We start from the raw sequence: 16862 nt of genomic DNA, 5'->3' as shown, positions 1-16862 counted from the left end.
CAAGATCAGAAGGACTGGCGCAAGGCCGCGTCCACACGCCAGCGGCGCGCGCTCTGACTGCCTGTTGCGGCCTCCTGGCCGCCAGACTCGGTGGGTTTGCTCGTGTCGAAAATAGGGAAAGCCAGATCCAGGCGAGCCGTCAGGCCCTTGCTGTTGTCCAGGCGCAGCCCCAGGCCATAGCTGCCCATCTGCACCTTGGGTATCTCTGTGGCCAGCGACTTGATCAGCCGCAGCTCGCCTCGATCCCAGAACAGCAAGGCGTGCACACCTTCGTCATCCTTGAGCTTGAGCCAGGCCGGTGAGATCAGCTCCAGGCGTGTGTTCCAGCCCTGGTCGGCCGATTGCTCGTAGTCGTAATAACCGCGGATGGAGTCCATACCGCCCAGGCTGTATTGCTCGGCAGGCACCAAGGGGCCTGACGCAAGTTGTGCGTCGATGTCGAACTTCACTTGCCAGTTATCGGGCAGGTTCTGCACGCGGCCCATGCCCAGCTTGAACACGCTGAAGTCTGCAGAAGCACCGCTGCGCTTGCAGGCGAACTGCTCCAGCCTGACGCCGTTGCAGTCCACCTGTCGCTCCGAGATGGAGCGGATGGATGAATACAGGCCCGCGCGCCAGTTGGTGACGTTGTCGTTCTCGCCGCGCCAGCTCAGGTTGTAGCGGGCCGACAGCACCTCGTAGTGCAGGCTGGGCTTCTCGGTGGTGACGCCGGCGATGTCGATGTTGCGGTCACTGCTGCGCTTGAAGTCCAAACCCAGGTCAAAGGCGTGGGTCACGGGCCACTGGCGCGCAGGCAGATCATGGTGGTAGACCAGGCCACCGTAACGGCCACGCGTAAAGGTGGAGCCGCCCAGGCCAGACTTGGTCGGCGTGTCGGTGTTGCTGCGGGCATAGTAGACATCCACGCTGTCCACCGTGGTGAGCGGCACGCTGTAGAGTGCTACCAGCGTGTTGGCATCTGCGGGCCGCGCAGGAGCGTAGACCCAGCCCACACCAATGGAATGGTCACGCTGGAACAGGTTGCCGTATGAGAGCAGGGCCTCGATGCGGCCCTGTGTGGTGTTGAAGCTCTGACGGGAGTTGGCCTCCAGCGATCCACGCACCGGCAAGCTGTCCTTGACCTTCAGGTCTACTTCAATCTTCCGAGGGTCCTGCCCAGGTCCGATCAGAGGCGTGACCTCCACTTCCTGGGGCTGCACCGTAACCAGTTGCTCCTGCACCTCGGGGAAGTAGGGCACCTGGCCAGGTGCCAGCGCCGACATTTTGTCGGCAATCAGACTGGGACGGTGGTACTGCGCACCACTGACCTTGAGTTTCTCGACGCTGGACTGGATGACCTCCAGCTTGACTTCGCCTGAGTCCACGCGTTGATCAGGCAGGTTGACCAACACCGACAGGTAGCCTGCATCCTGATAGGCCTTTTCCAACGCCGTACGGGCGGCTTCCATGTCCTTGAATGTCTTGCCTGGGCCCATGAAGGGAGACACCACACGTTCGACCTGCTCGGGTGGCAACACAGTGTTGCCCTCGACCACGAACTCCATGACGTCGAAAGTGACGGTGGCGGGCGCCTGAGCCTGCGCCAAGGCAGCCACAGCGGACAACACAAACAAGGAAGCCAGTTTTTTCATTTGGGAATGCACACAAAGCAACAGTCCCCAAGTGGGGACTGTGTGCAAAAGAGCTGTAAAAGCCCGGGTATCCGGCCCCCGAACCAGCGCTCGGGGGCACCTTCACCAATTAACGCGAGGCGTAAGGCTTGTTGGAGTTACCGCCGCGGCCGAACTTCGACTCGACACCGGTCACGAAGAGGCCGGGGCTGGAAGCACCAGCACCCACGTTGGCCTTGATGCCGTCGATGACAGGTGCGCAAGTACCGGCGGGGCAGTAAGCCGACAGTTCGTACACGAAGTCATAACGACCAGAGATGGCCGTGCTGGTCTGGGTAGAACCAGCCACGCCTTCGGTTGCGGCCACTTCGTTCAGGCGAACGAAGCGATAGGTGTCAGAACCACCGATGGGGTTGTTTTCCAGGGACAGAACGCCGAACTTGTAGCCGTCAGTTGTGGCGCTGGCGTTCAGGCAGCTCTTGACGTTACCGGAGCTCGAGTTTTCAACTGCAGCGTACTTCGACAGCGTCACGTTGCCGATGATGGGCTCCTTGCCGCCCAGCGAACCCAGCGCGTCGTAGTTCAGGAAGTACAGTTGAGCACTTTGCTGCGTACCCGAAGACTGAGGGCGCTTGCAGTAGGTGATCTTGTTGGTCAGGCCAGCAGTCTGGCTGCCAGCACCCACCAGGTAAGCCAGGCCACCGGTCTTGGCGCCGTTGGTCGTGGACGAGTTGATCAGCGAAGTGATCTGAGCGCGGCTCAGGCTGGGCTGGCAAGTGGGCGTGGTGTCACCAACAGCGCAGGAAGCGGGCACGACGCTGCCGCCAGCGACCGTCTTCTGGTAGGCCTGCAGGTCGTTGTACAGCGTGGCGTTGACGGCGATGCCGAACACTTGGCTGAAGCCTGCAGGAGCGAAATCACCGGCGTCGTAGTTGGCGTTGAAGATCGGGCCTTCCACGTCCAGGAAACCACCATCAGACTTGCTGGTGTCGGCCAGAGCGGTACCGCAATTCAGCATCTGACCAGCGCCCAGGAAAGACAGGGCTTCGGTGCCGGCTGCCAGCGGGGTGCACGAACCAGTAGGAACCAGGAAGCCGGTAGCGGTCGACGAAGGGTTAGCAGCAGCGTTGGTGACGGCGGTTTCAGAGCCGTTGGCCACGTTCACGCGCAGTTCATTGGCAGTGACGGGGATGCTGGCGTCGAAATCGGTCGAGCAGGTCACGGTGAACTGGTTGCCCAGTGCGCTCGTGGAAGAAGAAGTCTTGTACACGAGGGCGGAGCCACCGTTGGCCACGCACATGTTCACGGCCCCGCGAACCACGTTGACGGAGGAAGCGGAAGAGCCGGTCAGGCGGGTCACGCCAGCGGCCATGGCTTGCGAAGCACCGCACACGGCGATGGTGGCGATCATCAGCTTGGAGAATTTCATTTTGGGCATCCAGTTAAAGCAGAAGGTTGAAGCGGGGGCATAAAAAGGGCGCGGCTCACGCCACGCCCTTCACGCATTACTTGGCCTTGCGACGAGCGGTCAGGCCCATGATGGCCAGGGCCACCAGGCCCAGGCCGTAGGTGCTGGGCTCGGGAACGGAAGGCATCACGGTCACGGTGGCGGTTTGCCAGGTCAGCGTCTGGGCAGCAGCGCTGTAGGTGAAGGTGCCGCGGGCGTTCAGCAGGCCGGTGGTGGTGGAACCAACGGGTGCTGCGCCAACGAACTCTTCAGTACCGTCGCCGTTGGCGAACACGAAGTTGGTTTGCGTGCCTGCGGTCAGGGCGTTCCAGGTGATGTTGTTCTGCCACTTGCCCAGGGTACCGATACCCGTGGCGTTGCTGCCGGTCCAGGCTGGGTCGGTGTTGGAGGAGGCGTAGTACGAACCGTTGTCAGCCGAGCTGGTGATGGCAGCGCCGGTCAGGTCCCACAGCGGAGCAACCAGTTGCAAAGCGGAAGAGTCGCCTTGGTTGGTCAGGTTGGCAGGCGTGGGCGTACCAGTGGTCAGGTAGCGGGTCATGAAGTCCACACCGACGGTGTCACCGGCGATCACACCCCACTTGGCATCGGCACCAGCCGAGGCAAAGAAAGGCGCCACAGCCGAGAAGTCGTTCGTGGCATTCACGGCCACGCCATTGCGGGTGATGGTGTTGTTGGCGAAGTTCCACACGACCGTGTTGTTCACGGCGGACAGGTTGGCGGGGCCGCCTTGCGAGGCAGGCATGAAGTCGGCGAACGAGAAGCCCAGGTCCACGAACACGGAACCTTGTGTGCCGCCGACGGTGTCTTGAGCGATGAAGGCGACCGAGCTGGAGGTGCCAGTGTCCATGCCGTTGAGGCTGGCGTTGGCGGCGCCGGTGGCAGCCAGTGCCAGGGCGGCGACGATAGTTTGCAATTTCATGTGCTTGCTCCGTTTAGGAAGTCAGATAAGAAGGAAAATTTTTGGAACCCCGAGCGAACTGCTCCTCGAAGTGCCTGCAGTGTCAAAAACACGTGTGACAGGCGTTCCGGGTCAACCCTGATCACACATGAGCCGTTCAGACTGCCGCCTGCTCGCCCTTCTCAACTCGGCTCACGATAGTCAGTCGGCGTGACACCGATGGCGCCTTCCCATGGCACCAGGCGTGATCCGAAAGGATCAAGTGAGGTGACGCATGCAAGTCAGCTGGTCCCATGCGCCTTGCCCCCCCTTGTTTGAGTGGGCACGAAAGAACGCGTTCGCAAGGAACAACGCCACGACCCTTTCGGGAACGTGGCGTTGTTTGAAATGGTGCGAATCGACTGACTTCAAGGCCCGGTGACAAGCCCCCGTTCGGTGTTGAGTTGATCGATGATCAACTGCGTCAACACCGAATTCACCGGCACACCTTGGGCTCGAAGCCAGGCCACGGTTTCTCTCTGTTCACCCATGGCCGCAGCATGAACGGCATTGAGTCTGTAGAAGTCGGGGGTCGACAAGTCCATGCCCCTGGCCTTGAACAATTGCAGGATAGGCAACTGCCCCGTATGCGCGGCCTCCGCCAAGGCGTGTCGCCCTTGCTTGTTCGTCAATCGCCAGTCGGCCCCGCGTTCGAGCAAAAAGGCCACGGTGCGGATCTGCCCACTCACGCAGGCCAGATGCAAGGCGGTCTGCCCCATGTTATTGGGCTTGTCGATGTCCGCACCGGCTCTCAACAGATCGCGCACCATGGTCTCCCGCCCGAAGAAGGCTGCGGCCCCCAAAGGCGTCATGCCAGAGGCACCCGCCTGATCCGGATCTGCGCCACGTTTGATCATCTCCCTGACCAGCTCCAACTGGTCACCCTGCACAGCCATGGTCAAGGGCGTTCGCCCCGCATCATCGCGGCGATTGAGATCAGGTTGATGCTGCTTGAGCCACGCGAGGGCATCGCGCCAGTTGCGCTCGCTCAGCAACTGCAGCAAGGTACGCTCCGAGGCCGACAAGGCCACCTCGGACTGACGGGACCAAGGTCCATCGCGGCGCACGTCCTGATAGACCTGATCCAGCACCGGACCTGCTCTTTCAGGTTGATTGCCGGCAGGCATGAAAGATGACCATTCCGTCTGGTCAGCGCTGCTGATGCCCTGGGCCCGGCTGGCCACACTGAGCAGGCAAAAGAAAACCGCGCAAAGGGCGCGGCCACAATGGACATGGTTCATGCTGTCGTTTCAGTAATAGGCCTCACCCGAGCCATGAGGCATCGCGCCAAAGGCATTCATGGTCATGGCCTTGGCAACGGCCTGAGCGCGATTGGCGGCACCCAACTTGCGCAGGATCTTCTGGACGTGGTTCTTGACTGTCAGGGCACTGATGCCCAGCTTCTCGCTGATCTGCTGATTGCTCAGCCCATCCCGCACCCAAAGCAGGATCTCCCTCTCTCGCTCGGTGATCGGCGCGGAGCGCTGCTGCGGCAGCATGGCACTGGTGCCCGCCATGGGCAACCTGGCGGAGACCATCTGACGCTCGGTCACGCACACCCGTTGGTATGCCGTGTGCAGGCAAGGCAGCAGCATCTCGAGCGCCAGGATGTCGGCGTCATCATAGGTACGTTGAGGCTGCCCGAAGACGAAGAAGCTCTCCAGCTCTTCAGGGCGACCTGGCCTGGTCACTCCATGGATCAACAGATACTGGTAGCCCATGTCCAGCAGAATGCGCACGGCCTGATCGGCCTTGTCCAACAAGACCAGATCCAGTCGACAAGCCTGATAGCGAGCGCGTCGCCAGCACTGCAAGGCGGCGGTCATCAACGGTGCTCGCGCATTCTTCAATCGCTCGGCGATATCCTCAGGCACCGGAATGCTGTTGAAGAGGTCGAACACCACTTCACGCAGATCGCGGTCATAGCTGCCACACACGCTGAACTTGTGAGGTAGCCAGCGCTGGAAGTCGCCCTGACACCAGACAAAGTACTGGTGTCTTCGGCGAACTTGAGGCGCAGCCTCAACGACACGGAGCAAGCACTCGGATTGCTCTGGCGCGATGTTGGGATATGGCATGGTGGGTAGAAGGGGTAGCGGCCGTAGTCTATGAATGGTCAATGACGGTTTGTTGACGAAACATCCATGAAACGACCTTTATCCGTTTGTCGCAACAAAAAGCCATTGCCTGTACTGATCGACGCCGTCAGGCGCAGCCAGAGGCTGGGCCTCGGAGTTGCTGTACACCCCCTTGATGCCAGCCCCCTCCTTGATCAAGCCCCACTTCCCATCACCGGTGATGGGATCAGGCCAGATGCGACGCAGGTGGCGCCTGGGCGTCGGCCCTCGTCGGTCGTCCAGCAGGTCTTCCAGTTGGGTAGGCCACTGGGCGGTCCCACCAGGCGTGATCACCTTGTGATAGCCCTCGATGGCTTGCCTGATCTGCCCGGCGCGGAAAACGAGCTCGGCTTCGCGTTGGCGGCGCATCGCATGCGACCAGTTCTCAGCCAGTGCTGCCAACATCAGGCCTGATATGGCCACCCACCAGATGAGCATGAGATAGGTGAAGCCGCCCTGTACGGGCCGACCTCTCGGGGTACTCACCATGATGCGAAAGGGACACCGTTCTGCCCCTTGCCTGCTGCGCCGCTGCGCACATCGGCCATCTTGCCGTTCACCCTGCCATCGACAGGTGGAGGCAGCATCTGCCAGCTGTCCCGGCGCCCCGTGACGGGGTCTTCAGGAATCTGTCGAATGTACCCCTGGTTGACCAGCTCATCGAGCGAGTCCGGGTAACGCCCTTTGTCGCCCACGTATTTGTCAATGGCATCGCGCATCACGTTGAGCGAGGTGCGCAGGGATGCTTCACGGGCGTTGTCCACCGTGCGCACATAGCGCGGTGCCACGATGCTGGCCAGCAGGCCGATGATGGCCAGGACGACGATCAATTCGATCAGCGTGAAGCCCGAATTGCGATGAGGATGCATGCCAGCTTTACTCATGGTTTGATCACCACTGCCGATAGGGCGTACCGTCCAGCCCCACGCCGTCGCTGGTGGAGTACACGTCGAACACGTCAGCGCCAAATGCTGGCGCATCCGGTGGGCTGGCATAGCTGCGCAAACCCCAGGTCTGCGCAGCGGGCAGGATGGGGTCTGCAAAAGGGTCTCGTGGCAAGCGTCGCAAGAAGTAGATGCGCAAGCCTTTGGGAGAACTGGCGTCCTTGACACCATTGACCAGCACATCCAGCGAAGGCGGATAGCCAGAGTCGTCGGCCTTCTTCTCGATGCGCCCCTGGTCCCAGGCACGCTTGTAGTCATCCAGCGCGGTGCGCAATACACGCAGGCTCTGCCGCAACTCGACCTCCTGCGTGCGCCGCTTGTGCAATGCTGCCAGTGGCATGGCCGCGCTGGCCAGGATGCTGACGATCAGTACCACCACCACCATCTCGATGAGCGTGAAGCCACCTGAACGATCAACAGAGAGGCGCATCTTCTACCCCTCAATGATCTTCAACTTCCGATGACGCCGCCTCGTTGCGAACCTTGATCCGCCACGAAGCGCCGGACGGCTCCAACACAAGCAACGCCTCACCTTGTGGCGTGTCCGGACGCATGCGGACGTTCACGGCATGTGAGCCATTGGGGGGCAAGGTCACTGTCAGACGACCATCTCCGTTCGCCCCTCCCTCCAGCTCGAGCACAGTGGGGTCGATCACCAGCATCACAGGTGCAGCCTGCGCCTTCAGGTTGGTCAGCGTGACCTGAAAGCTCGCACCAGGGCTGACCTCCTCAGGCCCGCTCATGGTGACACCGTCGCCCGTTCCCTTGGCAGGCCTGGCTGTCGTGGGGCCGCCGCCCCCCGCAGCCAACCCAGACATCCTGGCTTCGTCACGCAAGATCAAGGCGGGTGCACCCGGCTGACTCTCCGTGCCAGACGGCATGAACGATGCAGCGGAACCAGGTTGGATCACATTGCGCACAATGTGCGGCGTCACCAGCAGAATGATCTCGGACTTCTTGCGCTCGTTGGTGGTCAGACCAAACAGGCGCCCGGCAATCGGCATGTCATGCAGGCCTGGGATGCCCGCCGAGCTGCGGCTTTCACTGTCATTGATCAAACCGGCCAGTATCTGCGTCTCGCCATCACGCAAGCGCAGCGTCGTGGTGGCTTGCCTGGTACCGACCTGGTAGGCGAAAGAGTCGTTCGGGCCGGTAATCTTGTTGGTGATGCTGCTGACCTCCAGCGCCACCTTGATGGTCACATCGTTGTCCAGTTGCACCTGAGGCTCCACATCGAGCTTGAGCCCCACGTCCACATAATTGATGGACACCGCATTCGAGATGCTGCCATTGTTGGGTGTGGAGGTGGTCGTGAAGACAGGCAGCTTTTCGCCCAGCAGCACTTTGGCCTTCTCTCTGTTGCGCGCACGGATCTTGGGATTGGCCAGGATGTTGGTCGTGTCATGCGTAGCCCGCAAGGTGGCAATGGCCAGCGGGTTGGTCGTGAATGACTGCAGGCCCGTGAGCGTGGTCAAGGGTGCAGTTGATCCAGGCACGCCATAAGACACCGTGGTGGGCCACGACAACCCCAGCGAGTTCAACTGGTTGTTGGACACTTCCATCACCTCCAGCTCCAGCATCACTTCCGGATCGGCCAGGTCGATACTCTGGATCAGGCGCTCGACAAGGCGCACCACCTCCGGCGTGTCGCGCACGACCAGCAGGTTCAGACGCTCGTCCACAAAGATGTCGCGCGTCTTGGCCACGGTGCGAACGAGAGACAACGCTTGTTTTGGGTCGGCATTGACCAGATAGAAGGTTCGCGTGACCGTGTCCAGCAGATCACGCTGTTTCTGCTGGGTCGCGGGAAAGACCAGCACCGTGTTGTCGTTGAGCAGCTTCGCACTCAACTGCTGGGTGCTGAGGATCACGCGCATGGCCTCGTCCACCGTCGTGTTCCTGAGGAACAAGGTCACCTTGGCATCGCTGCGCACATCCTTGTCGAACACGAAGTTGACGTCAGCTGCCCGGGCCAGCGTCTCGAACACCGTGCGCACCGACGCCTCGCGGAATTCAAGCGTGACGGGCTTGGTGGCCGTGGCCAGTTGCAAGGTGGCCTGCTTGCGGCTCTGCGTTTCCCGCAGCTCGGACAACTTGTTCATCATGGCCCGCGCCTTGCCGTTGCCGGGGTCTTCCGACAGCACCGTCTGCAAGGCGGCATCCGCCCTGTCGAAAGCCCTCGCGTCCAGCTGCTGCTGAGCATCCGCCACCAGGCGCTGATGCCGCTCCAGCCGATTCAACTCGCTTCGCAACCACGCCACACGCGGATGCTGCGGCGCGGCCGCCTCCATGCGCTTGAGCACATTGGCCACCTCATCGAGCCTGCCTGCCGCACGTGCTGCGTCGGCCAGGTAGACCAGATAACCGACCGTGGCATCGCGCTGCATGAGCACCTCATTGCGCAGCTGGCGGTCAGCCTGATCCTTGCGCGCCGCCTCATCCAGCTTTTGAAGGGCGGCCTCATGTTGACCCATGCCCGCCAGGCGATGGGCGTCCTCGATCGCCGGATTGGCACACCCGGCCACCAGCGTCGCGATGATGATCATCGCCAGTACAAGCTGCGCACGCAGCGCCGACAAATCGATCATGTTCATCTCATCACAACAGTCTGCTGTTGCTGCAAAGGCAGGTAAGTCAGACTCATGGTTCGGTCCTGAATTCGATCGATGCGCCACTGGCCCTCGATCACGTCGCCCACGCGCACCACCCAGGTGCTTTGTGGGCTGGTCAAAACGGCGCGCGCCCCAACCGCCAGGGCTGGCGCAGAGGCACCAGAAGCCTGAGGCAAGCTCTCATCATTGAACCGGCCTACCCACGCGTGGGGAAAGCGAGGCGCCATGGGCGGCGGAGGCGGCGGTGGTGCCCCCTCCGCAACAGATTTCGGAGGCGCGGGGGGCGGTGGCGGATTGACGCCGGCCCACGCTACAACTGTCTGATGAGTTGAGCCCTCCTGTGCCGACGCGCGCTCGCGCTGTTGCCATCGGTTCACGCCATCCATCAAGGCCTGCGCCACCCATGGTTCGACGAGGTCGGTCTTGCCGCCAACCGGCGCAGACCTGCGTTCGGTCGATGGCCCGCCGGGTGCAGTGTCCTTCCCCCGCTTGCGTTGTGCCTGACCAGCCTTGGGCGATGCCAGCAATTCGTCATCGCCCTGGCTGCCCAGATACACCGCCAGGCCGGCCACCAAGGCCAACACGATCAACAAGGGTCGGTTCATGGCTGCGCCTTTTCCGGCTTGCGCCACCACAGCGACACGGTCACCCTCGCCTGCAACTGGTCTAGGGCGGGATCGCTGCGCTGCATGGCCACCTCGTCAATGGTGAGTGCGGGCTCCTTGAGCATCTGTGCCATCCAGGCCTTCAAGGCAGGGTAGCTGCCGCTGACCGGCATGACCATGCGCTGGCGCCACAACACGGCGCCCTCTCGCGCCGACCAAGGCGCACGGCGGCCCTGGTACTGCACGCTGCTCACCATCACCTCGTTGTCGCGCGCTGCAGCCAGGACAGCTGCCTGCAAGGGCACACGCTGATCGGCAACAGGCAGGCCATGCCACAGTGCATCCCAGGCGGCCTCTGGCGACCGGACATCGGCCGATCGCTCACGCTGTTGCGCGCCACCTGAAGCAGCCTGCAGTTCATGGCGCATGCGCCGCGCCTGCGAGCCCAGTTTGTCCACAGCTTCTTGTTGTGCAGGCAACCAGGCAAGGTAGACCCAGGCCGCCCCCACCAACAGCGAGATGCCCATGCCACCGGCCAATCCCAGGCGCTTCAGCGTGCGCACCATCATGGCTGCGCTCCCGGCCAGGATGCCTCGGCTCGCCAGTCATAGCGGCCCACTGCCGTCACAAACGGCGCCGCCAGGCGCTCACGGTTGAGCAACTGCGCAGAGGTGCCCTGTGCATGGGCCCAGCGAAGCGCGGCGTCATCATCCTTGATGGCTGCCACCACGCGCACTTCCGGCGCTGCTTGTGCCTGCGTTGCCAGAGGCGCCAGATCCAGGCTGAAAGACAACATCACAGCCTGCTCGGCCTTGGCCGACTGCTCCACCCGCTCCATCACGCTCACCCATGGATAGGACAGAAACTGCGCCAGTTGCGCGGCGTGGCGCGCCGCATCAGGCGTCAGTGCCGGTGCGGTCGACCCTGCCGTGCCTGTCTGGCGGCTCGCCATGCTGTTCACCTGCGCCTGATGCGCCGCGCGCTGCAACCGTTTGACGACTTGTTGCGCATCGGCCAGATCATTGTCCAGGCGAGAGACACAGGTCCATGTCCAGGCAGCAGCCAGCAAGCCACACAGGAGGATCGCCCACGCCCATGGCGCCGTGCGCACACGGGGCCCCACGAAGTCCAGTTCATCGGCCCAGGCCGGGTAGCGCCAGGATTGCCAGACCTTGTTCATGCCTGCGCCTTCCAGCAACTGTCCACACCCGAGAGCACCGGCTGCAAGGCCGTGTGATCCCACAGACCGTGTTGGACGGCCGTATTGGCCTGGCCGTCAGAGGCTGGCGCTTGAAGCACGACACGGCCATCACCAGGCGCAAGGCGCGACGCGTCATGCCTGTCGGACCAGATTCGCTGCAGGGAAGCGGTCTTCCCCGGTTGGCCAGTGGCCTGCACATGCGTGACCAGGTCCGGTTCAACCAGATGCAAGGTCCTGATGCCCTCAGGCCGAGTCACGTCTGCAGCCAGATCGGCCAGCCAGAACTGAACGCCTTGAGCCCACCAGGGGCCCACCCATTCGAGCCGGACGCCGTGAGCCGTTGCTTGCTCATGCAAGCCCTCGATGAGGCTTCGAGGCACCGCACAAACCAGCGCCACCTTGGACACGGCCACCTCGCGCAAGACCCAGTCGCGCAGCAGCGTCGATTCATCCAGATCGAGGTAGTGCGCCCACTGCTGCAGGGCCAAGGCTTGCGCAGACTGGGCATCGCCAGTTGGCCCCGGCACGCTGTGAAGCAACCAGCACCCTGACAAGCCGACTCGACACCTCACCCCAGGGTGCGCCTCGCACCACTGAGCAAACGCCGACAAGGCCAGTGCCATGTCCTCAGTCCCGCTCGTCGGTGCAAAAAGGTACAGGGCCGGCACCTGGCGCAAGGAGGTCCAGCGGCCCTGTATACGCCGCCACATGGTTTGAACATCGATCATGCGGCTCATTCCACCAAGGTCACGCGGTTGAGCTCATCCAGGGTGGACTCGCCTCGCAGCACACAGGCCAGCGCGGACTCGCGCAACAGCCGCGTGCCGCTGGCACGAGCATGCGCCTTGATCTTGATGAGCGATGCGCGGCTCACGATGAGGTCACGCAAGGTGTCGTCCATCAGCAGCACCTCGGACACCGCTCGGCGGCCTCGATAGCCGGTCTGCCTGCAAGCCGGGCACCCCACGGCACGATGAAAGTGACCGTGCGTGTCCAGCGGCAGCTGCGCCGCCTTGAGGTCGGAGGCCGCAGGCTGCCACGGCTGCGCACACTGCGTGCACAGCTTGCGCATCAGGCGCTGAGCCACCACCCCATTGAGGGCGGAGACCATGTTGTACAGGTCCACCCCCATGTGCATGAAGCGGCCCACCACATCGAACACATTGTTGGCGTGGATGGTCGACAAGACCAGGTGACCGGTCAATGCGGCCTGTGACGCGATCTGGGCTGTTTCGGCATCGCGGATCTCGCCCACCATCACGCGGTCCGGGTCATGGCGAAGGATGCTGCGCAAGCCACGCGCAAAGGTCAGCCCCTTCTTGTCATTAACGGGGATCTGCACCACGCCACCCAGCTGATACTCGACCGGGTCCTCGATCGTGATGATCTTGTCCGTCCCGTCATTGATCTCCTGCACGACGGCATACAGCGTCGTCGTCTTGCCACTGCCGGTAGGGCCCGTGACCAGCAACATCCCATAGGGCTTGCGAGCCAGGCGGCGCACCACGGCAGCATCATCGGCATCAAAGCCCAGGCCCTCGAGGCTCAAGGCTTCAGCCTGAGACGAAAGCCGACTGCGGTCCAGGATGCGCAGCACGGCGTCTTCACCAAAGCTGCTGGGCATGATGGAAACACGGAAGTCCACCTCGCGCAGCCCCTCTTCAGCCGACTGCAGCACGCGCAACTTGAACCGACCATCCTGAGGCAGGCGTCGCTCGCCAATGTCCAGCTCGGCCATGACCTTCAGGCGTGACACCAGTTGCTCGGCGATCTCACGCGAGCCCACATCGCCGACATGGCGCATCACACCATCCAGGCGATGGCGAATCACCATGCCCGTGGCCGTGGATTCAAGATGCAAGTCGCTGGCCTGGGCCTTGAGGGCGTCAAACAAGGTTGCGTCAAGCAACTTGATGACGGGGCTGCTCTGGCGGCTGATGGCATCCACCGTCAGCAAATGGAGGGCCGAAGTGCCCTCCTGCAAGGCAGAGCCGTCTTCACCGGACAGCAAGGCTCCACGCGCCTCGAATGCCTGTTCGCCCTGCGCCAGCAGCAAGGACAGCGCCTCTTCACCGACCTGGCGCCACGACAGCGCATGAGGCACGGCCCGCGCCACCGCCTCGCGCAGCAGCACGTCATCCATCACGGGAGTCAGCACACACCAATGCGCCAGCTCATCGCGTGCCACCACCACACGCAAGCGCATGGCCTTGGCCAGGGGCCAGATGGTCCAGTCAGGCACACAAGACAAAACGGGGTCAGGTGCGGCCACCACGGCCTTGAGCACGGCACTCATTGAATCTGCTCCGCCACCTGAAAGATGGGCAGATACATCAGCACCACGATGCCACCGATGAGCACGCCCATGATCAACATCAACACCGGGCTCACCACCTTGCCTACCCACTCGGTGAAACGCGCCAGCTCTTCGTCGTAAAACGTAGCCGCACGCTCCAGCATGCTGCCCAGCTCGCCTGTCTGTTCGCCCACCCGCACCATGCGCAACGACACAGGCGTACTCAAGTCGTTCTGATGAAGACTCTCGGACAGCCGAACGCCCTCACGTACACGGCGCGTGGCCTGCTCCAGTTGCCCGCGCAGCGACGGCCCCACCAATTCAGCCGAGGCCTCCAACGCGGGCACCACAGCCACCCCTGCCTGCAACAACAGGCCCAAGGTACGGTAGAGCGAGGCCAATTCGATGAGCCGCAAACGTGGCCCGATCACAGGGGTACGCCACAGTTGCGCTGACACCAGGGCGCGCGTCACGGGCGAGGTCCATGCCGCCCAGATCCCCGCCATCAAACCAAGCAAGCCACCGATCGCCAGCCAGGGATGTGCACCGACACCCCGCCCGACATCCAGCAAGACCGCCGACATCCAGGGCAGATCACCGCCCATGTCTTCATAGATCTCCGCGAAGCGCGGCACCACGAACACGGTCAGGAAGGCGATCACCAGCGTACTGGCGCCGATCAGGATCGCTGGGTAGATGGCCGCACTGATCAGCTTGTCGCGCAAGCCATCCAGCCAGGCCAGGTAAGCGGCGTGCTGGCGCAGAGCCTGCGCCGTCTGGCCGGTACGCTGACTGGCTTCGATCGACGCGATCAGCAATGAACTGAACGCCGATGGCTGCATGCGCATGCCTTGCGACAAGGTCTTGCCCTGTGACAAGGCCGTGGTCAAGGTGTCCAGCACATGGGCCACGGATGTGGACGACTCCTTTTCACGCAGGGTGATCAAGGCCTCGTACAGGGGTATGCCGGCATCCAGCAGCACGGCCAGCTCCTGACAGAACAGCCTGCGCGGGAATGCCTCCTGACGAGCCCGCTTGCTTGCAGGCTTGACTGAGACGAGTGAAACAGAACGACGCATCTTGCTTCCTGGTCGCCTCATTCACCAGTTGGTGATGTCCTGGTCTTCACCGTCACCGCCCTCGCGGCCATCCTTGCCCAGCGAGAACAGGTCGTAGTCGCCGTGCTCACCTGGCGCCTTGTATTGATAAGCCTTGCCCCAGGGGTCATTGGGTGGCGCCTTGCGCAGATAGGGCCCCCACCAGCGTGCCTCATCACCGGGCTTGACCCACAAGGCATTGAGGCCTTGCTCGGTACTGGGGTAGTGCCCGGTATCCAGTCGGTACTGATCCAGCGCCTTGCCCAGTGCATCGACCTGCGCCATGGCCGTCTTGACTTCCGACTTGCCGATCTGAGAGAAGAAGCGCGGGCCCACATAGCCCGCCAGCAAGCCGATGATGACCAGCACCACCAACAGTTCCAGCAAGGTGAAGCCCCGTTGGGCTTGCCACTTATTCATCAAAAGGATCCTTCCAGCTTCGTCAGGCTTCATCGAAGCTACTGGGCATGATCCTATTGGGCTAGTGCTGACAGCTTTATGACAACGCCGCGGCATCCCTGTCACATTGGCACTTGATGAAGGGATGCTCCGACATGAAAGATGCCCACCAGGCAGAGCCCGGCGGGCATTGGCACGTGAAGAACGTGCGGCTTAACGCTGGTTCTGACGGCGACGTACGAAGGCACCCAGAACGGCCATGCTGGAAGCCATGAGCACCCACGATTCAGGCTCGGGCACCGCTGCCATGGTCGTCACCTGCAGGTTGTCGAAGTTGCGACTGCCGAAGCTCAACAACACCGAAGACACGCCGTAGACCGGGCCTGTGGCGGCCACGGTGTAGCCAGGCTGGTTCAGCGCCCCAAAGCTCACGTCGGTACCGCTGATCGCATGACCGCTGGCATCCAGGAACTGCAGCACGTTGGCGAAGTTGCTCCATGTGTTGTTGTCCAACTGTACCGAGAACAAGGCCAGGTCCACGGGAGCGGCGAACTGCAACAGGATGGGCGCAAAGCCATTGGACAGCACATTGCCGCCAGACACCGCTGCGGCACTGCTGCTCACCAGCACGTCGCCATAGGTCGCGCTGGCGTCAACCCAATGATGGGTGCCGGTCAGATCGCCAAAGGCGTCCACGTCGTCGACCACATCACCATTGCCAAAGGACATCACGCCGCCCAGGCCCAGGCTGGCGAGATAGCTGTTGGCGCTGGTGCCGTCGGCCACCGAATCAAAGTTCAAGGCGGTGTTGATCGCGATGTCAGCGTGGGCCGCCACACTGGCCGAAGCCAGTGCGACAGCAGCCACGAGACCACGCAGAGAAAACTTGCTCATGAGAATGCTCCTGTGTGGTCCGCGCGCTTACTTGGCGCCACCAATGACGATCTGGCTCAGCTTGAAGAACACATCGGTGTTGTCAAACACGCCGGTGAACAAGGAAGCGCCGCGACCGAATGCCGACAGCGGGATGTCGGTGGCCGTGTGGGTAGCCTGGTCCGCGGGAACCTGGCCGGTCACCAGATAGCCGGTGGCGCTGTTGCGCACGTTCGGGTTCAGCGGGTAGCCGTTCAATGGTGTCGTACCGACGAAAGGTTGCTGCGAATCCTGGGTAGGTTGCGCACTGGTCAACCAGGTCTCATAGCGATCAGCATTGGCACCGTAGCCAATCAACATCTTGCCGTCGATGTCCGTGGCAACCGGATAGCCGTCAGCCGCGATGGTGTACTTGGGGAACTTGGCCGAATCATAGGTACCAACCACGGCGTCACGCTGGGCAGCGGTCGTGTGGGTCGTGCCCGCAGCGATCGAGTTCAGGGTGGCGGCCGATGCGGTGGAAGCACCGATGATCGCGGCACCTGCACACTCATGGTCCGCAGTCACGATGACGATGGTGTCAGGGTTGGCCGTGGCGAAGTCCTTGGCCTTCTGCACGGCGCGGTCAAACTCGATGGTCTCGAGGATCCAGCGGTCGCTGTCCATCAGGTGAGCCTGCTTGTCGATCGAAGCACCTTCCACC

18 protein-coding genes are annotated in these 16862 nt (G+C 62.4%); all 18 read right to left on the bottom strand.

Annotated features, from left to right (window positions below; genetic code table 11):
- Window positions 1-5: 5 nt before the first annotated feature.
- A complete protein-coding gene (locus VFW93_RS13805; RefSeq protein WP_329694566.1) occupies window positions 6-1631 on the bottom strand; it encodes a ShlB/FhaC/HecB family hemolysin secretion/activation protein in 1626 nt (541 codons plus the stop codon).
- Between the two features lie 109 nt (window positions 1632-1740).
- A complete protein-coding gene (locus VFW93_RS13800) occupies window positions 1741-3039 on the bottom strand; it encodes a hypothetical protein (RefSeq protein ID WP_329694565.1) in 1299 nt (432 codons plus the stop codon).
- Between the two features lie 76 nt (window positions 3040-3115).
- On the bottom strand, window positions 3116-3997 hold the full coding sequence (locus tag VFW93_RS13795; RefSeq protein ID WP_329694564.1) for a PEP-CTERM sorting domain-containing protein: 882 nt from the start codon (window positions 3995-3997) through the stop codon (window positions 3116-3118).
- Between the two features lie 386 nt (window positions 3998-4383).
- Window positions 4384-5256 (bottom strand): ankyrin repeat domain-containing protein, encoded by an 873-nt coding sequence (locus tag VFW93_RS13790; protein ID WP_329694563.1) that lies wholly within the window; start codon window positions 5254-5256, stop codon window positions 4384-4386.
- Between the two features lie 9 nt (window positions 5257-5265).
- Window positions 5266-6093, bottom strand: a complete 828-nt coding sequence (locus VFW93_RS13785; protein WP_329694562.1) for a LuxR C-terminal-related transcriptional regulator — start codon at window positions 6091-6093, stop codon at window positions 5266-5268.
- A 78-nt stretch (window positions 6094-6171) separates the two neighbouring features.
- Complete coding sequence (locus VFW93_RS13780) at window positions 6172-6621, bottom strand: type II secretion system protein (RefSeq protein WP_329694561.1); 450 nt, start codon at window positions 6619-6621, stop codon at window positions 6172-6174.
- Window positions 6615-7016: a type II secretion system protein gene (locus VFW93_RS13775; protein WP_329694560.1), complete on the bottom strand. Its 402-nt coding sequence runs from the start codon at window positions 7014-7016 to the stop codon at window positions 6615-6617. The genes VFW93_RS13780 and VFW93_RS13775 overlap by 7 nt, the downstream gene beginning before the upstream one ends.
- 7 nt (window positions 7017-7023) lie before the next feature.
- A complete protein-coding gene (locus VFW93_RS13770) occupies window positions 7024-7506 on the bottom strand; it encodes a type II secretion system protein (RefSeq protein ID WP_329694559.1) in 483 nt (160 codons plus the stop codon).
- A gap of 10 nt (window positions 7507-7516) precedes the next feature.
- Window positions 7517-9664 carry a secretin N-terminal domain-containing protein gene (locus VFW93_RS13765; protein WP_329694558.1) on the bottom strand — a complete coding sequence of 716 codons (2148 nt, stop codon included), beginning with the start codon at window positions 9662-9664 and terminating at the stop codon, window positions 7517-7519.
- Between the two features lie 2 nt (window positions 9665-9666).
- Window positions 9667-10293: a hypothetical protein gene (locus VFW93_RS13760; protein ID WP_329694557.1), complete on the bottom strand. Its 627-nt coding sequence runs from the start codon at window positions 10291-10293 to the stop codon at window positions 9667-9669.
- A complete protein-coding gene (locus tag VFW93_RS13755) occupies window positions 10290-10862 on the bottom strand; it encodes a hypothetical protein (protein ID WP_329694556.1) in 573 nt (190 codons plus the stop codon). The genes VFW93_RS13760 and VFW93_RS13755 overlap by 4 nt, the downstream gene beginning before the upstream one ends.
- Window positions 10859-11473, bottom strand: coding sequence for a hypothetical protein (locus VFW93_RS13750; protein ID WP_329694555.1), 615 nt, complete (start codon window positions 11471-11473; stop codon window positions 10859-10861). The genes VFW93_RS13755 and VFW93_RS13750 overlap by 4 nt, the downstream gene beginning before the upstream one ends.
- Window positions 11470-12222 carry a hypothetical protein gene (locus VFW93_RS13745; protein ID WP_329694554.1) on the bottom strand — a complete coding sequence of 251 codons (753 nt, stop codon included), beginning with the start codon at window positions 12220-12222 and terminating at the stop codon, window positions 11470-11472. Before VFW93_RS13745 ends, VFW93_RS13750 begins: the two co-directional genes overlap by 4 nt.
- Window positions 12223-12227: 5 nt before the next feature.
- A complete protein-coding gene (locus VFW93_RS13740; RefSeq protein WP_329694553.1) occupies window positions 12228-13790 on the bottom strand; it encodes a GspE/PulE family protein in 1563 nt (520 codons plus the stop codon).
- Window positions 13787-14869, bottom strand: a complete 1083-nt coding sequence (locus VFW93_RS13735) for a type II secretion system F family protein (RefSeq protein ID WP_329694552.1) — start codon at window positions 14867-14869, stop codon at window positions 13787-13789. Before VFW93_RS13735 ends, VFW93_RS13740 begins: the two co-directional genes overlap by 4 nt.
- A gap of 21 nt (window positions 14870-14890) precedes the next feature.
- Entirely contained in the window at window positions 14891-15307 is a 417-nt protein-coding gene (gspG, locus tag VFW93_RS13730; RefSeq protein ID WP_329694551.1) for a type II secretion system major pseudopilin GspG, read from the bottom strand.
- Between the two features lie 192 nt (window positions 15308-15499).
- Window positions 15500-16180 carry a PEP-CTERM sorting domain-containing protein gene (locus tag VFW93_RS13725; RefSeq protein ID WP_329694550.1) on the bottom strand — a complete coding sequence of 227 codons (681 nt, stop codon included), beginning with the start codon at window positions 16178-16180 and terminating at the stop codon, window positions 15500-15502.
- A gap of 27 nt (window positions 16181-16207) precedes the next feature.
- Window positions 16208-16862, bottom strand: a 655-nt coding sequence (locus VFW93_RS13720) for an alkaline phosphatase (protein WP_329694549.1), incomplete at its 5' end; no start/stop codon positions are given.

The organism is Aquabacterium sp. (assembly GCF_036279675.1).
Taxonomy (GTDB): domain Bacteria; phylum Pseudomonadota; class Gammaproteobacteria; order Burkholderiales; family Burkholderiaceae_C; genus Aquabacterium.
Note: the sequence above shows the minus strand (reverse complement) of the source record. Positions and strands in the feature narration are given on the sequence as shown.

Coding starts and splice junctions, on each gene's coding strand:
- VFW93_RS13770 (WP_329694559.1), bottom strand. CDS start 7,506: ATGCGCCTCTCTGTTGATCGTTCAGGTGGCTTCACGCTCATCGAGATG.
- VFW93_RS13785 (WP_329694562.1), bottom strand. CDS start 6,093: ATGCCATATCCCAACATCGCGCCAGAGCAATCCGAGTGCTTGCTCCGT.
- VFW93_RS13735 (WP_329694552.1), bottom strand. CDS start 14,869: ATGCGTCGTTCTGTTTCACTCGTCTCAGTCAAGCCTGCAAGCAAGCGG.
- VFW93_RS13775 (WP_329694560.1), bottom strand. CDS start 7,016: ATGAGTAAAGCTGGCATGCATCCTCATCGCAATTCGGGCTTCACGCTG.
- VFW93_RS13745 (WP_329694554.1), bottom strand. CDS start 12,222: ATGATCGATGTTCAAACCATGTGGCGGCGTATACAGGGCCGCTGGACC.
- VFW93_RS13755 (WP_329694556.1), bottom strand. CDS start 10,862: ATGATGGTGCGCACGCTGAAGCGCCTGGGATTGGCCGGTGGCATGGGC.
- VFW93_RS13725 (WP_329694550.1), bottom strand. CDS start 16,180: ATGAGCAAGTTTTCTCTGCGTGGTCTCGTGGCTGCTGTCGCACTGGCT.
- VFW93_RS13765 (WP_329694558.1), bottom strand. CDS start 9,664: ATGATCGATTTGTCGGCGCTGCGTGCGCAGCTTGTACTGGCGATGATC.
- VFW93_RS13750 (WP_329694555.1), bottom strand. CDS start 11,473: ATGAACAAGGTCTGGCAATCCTGGCGCTACCCGGCCTGGGCCGATGAA.
- VFW93_RS13790 (WP_329694563.1), bottom strand. CDS start 5,256: ATGAACCATGTCCATTGTGGCCGCGCCCTTTGCGCGGTTTTCTTTTGC.
- VFW93_RS13805 (WP_329694566.1), bottom strand. CDS start 1,631: ATGAAAAAACTGGCTTCCTTGTTTGTGTTGTCCGCTGTGGCTGCCTTG.
- VFW93_RS13780 (WP_329694561.1), bottom strand. CDS start 6,621: ATGGTGAGTACCCCGAGAGGTCGGCCCGTACAGGGCGGCTTCACCTAT.
- VFW93_RS13740 (WP_329694553.1), bottom strand. CDS start 13,790: ATGAGTGCCGTGCTCAAGGCCGTGGTGGCCGCACCTGACCCCGTTTTG.
- gspG (WP_329694551.1), bottom strand. CDS start 15,307: ATGAATAAGTGGCAAGCCCAACGGGGCTTCACCTTGCTGGAACTGTTG.
- VFW93_RS13795 (WP_329694564.1), bottom strand. CDS start 3,997: ATGAAATTGCAAACTATCGTCGCCGCCCTGGCACTGGCTGCCACCGGC.
- VFW93_RS13800 (WP_329694565.1), bottom strand. CDS start 3,039: ATGAAATTCTCCAAGCTGATGATCGCCACCATCGCCGTGTGCGGTGCT.
- VFW93_RS13760 (WP_329694557.1), bottom strand. CDS start 10,293: ATGAACCGACCCTTGTTGATCGTGTTGGCCTTGGTGGCCGGCCTGGCG.